The organism is Sphingosinicella sp., assembly GCF_052387495.1.
Lineage (GTDB): Bacteria > Pseudomonadota > Alphaproteobacteria > Sphingomonadales > Sphingomonadaceae > Allosphingosinicella.
In genome coordinates this window covers 1-1,882 of sequence record NZ_JBQTJC010000002.1, presented here as the reverse complement: position 1 = coordinate 1,882, position 1,882 = coordinate 1, and the positions used below count along the sequence as shown (strand labels likewise).

The 1,882-nt window shown below is 70.0% G+C and carries 1 protein-coding gene and 1 pseudogene; both read right to left on the bottom strand.

Annotated features, from left to right (window positions below):
* Window positions 1–167: 167 nt before the first annotated feature.
* Window positions 168–1,688, bottom strand: a complete 1,521-nt coding sequence (locus ACT4N8_RS00160; RefSeq protein WP_444856104.1) for a lipopolysaccharide biosynthesis protein — start codon at window positions 1,686–1,688, stop codon at window positions 168–170.
* 8 nt (window positions 1,689–1,696) lie between these two features.
* Window positions 1,697–1,882 (bottom strand): annotated as a pseudogene (locus tag ACT4N8_RS00155) (chromate transporter); the annotation flags it as partial.

Here is a 1,882-nt window from a genome sequence, read left to right as displayed (position 1 = left end):
CCAGCACCGCCAAAGTGGCCGGCTCGACCGCGCCGGCAATCGTGACCCCGAGCACATCGATAAACTGGCGATGCGCGGATTCGAGCGCTTCGTCCGGCCATGCGTCGGGCGTCCCGGCGAGCCAGGCACTGTAGGCCAAGACGGGATTGGTCTCCATCGCGCGCCCTTTACGCCAGCCGCAGCCGCCGCGCCAAACCGCCGAGGGACTCGCGGTCGCTGCGGTTGAGGCCGTAACGCAGCGCCAGCCAGGAGGTGGCGGCCCAGATCGTCATGTTGCCGGCGAAGCGGACCGGGCCGCCGAAGATACTGCTCCATGCCCACATGCCCGCGACGCCGGCAATCGTGACGGCGAAGCCCTGGGCGAGCTTGTAGTCGAAGGGCGAGAGGCCGTCGCTGATCCTGAGCTCGGCCGCGGCGGCGTAAGTGGAGGCGAGGATCGCGACCGAGACGGCGATCGCCATTCCCAAGGCGCCCTGTGTCGGCACCAGCCAAACGGCGAGAGCGAGCCAGATGGCGGCGGCGATCAGGCTGTTGAGCAAGGGCAAAGCGCGGTGGCCGATCATCTCGACGATCGTCCCGGCCGGGCCGACGATCGCCTCGCCGGCGCGGGCGGCGGCGAGGATCGCGAGGAGGGGCAGCGCCGCCATCGCCTCGCGGCGATAGACGCTGAGGATGTCGGGGCCGGTGAAGACGAGCAGGCCGGCGAGCGGCACGACCAATGCAGTCGAGACGCGGGTGGCGAAGCGGTAGAGCGGGCCGAGCTGGCTGCGGTCGGCATGGGCCTGGGCGGAGGCGAGCGGGCCGAGCACATACTGGAAGGACTGGCGGACGATATAGGGGACAGTGGAGAGCTTGCGGGCGATCTCGAACAGGCCGGCCGCCTCCGCCCCGCGCACGCCGGGAATCATCAGGTTGATGAGGAGGGGCGGCGCGTCGATCAGCATCCGCCGCGACATGTTGGCGGGAATCAGGGCGATGCCGGCACCGAGCAGGTCACGGATGAGCGGGCCGGGCATCGGCGCGCGGAAGAGGCGCCGGAGATCGTAATAGCCGCCGAGCAGCCTGAGGCTGAGGAAGGCGACCAGAGTCAGCGAGGCGAGGTGCGCCGCGACCAAGCCGAGATTGCCGAGCCCCAGGAAGAAGAAGCCGACCGCGAACAGGATCCGGGCCAGCTGCTCCCAGAGGATTCGGATGCGGATCTCCGGCCCGAAGGCGCGGCGGGCGCGGACCGCCGAGGTCGCGATCTCGACGAAGGTCCATAATGGCAGCGCCCAGGCGAAGAGGGCGACGGCGGTGGGCAGGCTGGCGACGTCTTCGGGCGCCGCGGCGACGAGGCCGGCAAGTGCAGACGCGTTCAGCGTGACGAGTGCGGCGATCAGCAGCGCCGGAATCACCGTCACGAGTAGTGCAAGGCGGACCGCGCCGTGTGCCTGCTCCTCATCGCGGGTCGGGACGATGCGCTGCAGGGCGTTGGTCAGGGAGAGATCGACGATGTTCGTCGCGAGGCTGACCGCGGCCCAGAGCACGACATAGACGCCATAGTTCGCGAGCCCGAACAGCCAGATGTAAAGCGGCTGGGCGACCGCCTCGATCACCGCCCCGGCGCGCGACAGGCCGGCGAGGAACGCCCCCTGCGCGACCTCACCGCGGGTGACGGCGGGCGGTTCGGCGGGCGGCAGGGGGTCCATGCTCGCGCTTATGCCGGAATCATTCCCGAGAAGAAGTCATATCCGATACCAGCAAGCGCGCAGCCGAGGAGGACGGGGAGCGAGCCGAGGCGGAAGCGGAAGATCGCGAGTGCCGCGGCGGCGGTGAGCGCCAGCGCCGGCCAGTTGACGCTGGCGAGTATCGGGGCCTCGAAGCCGATTGGGCCGGCGGTGAC

Coding starts and splice junctions, on each gene's coding strand:
- ACT4N8_RS00160 (WP_444856104.1), bottom strand. CDS start 1,688: ATGGACCCCCTGCCGCCCGCCGAACCGCCCGCCGTCACCCGCGGTGAG.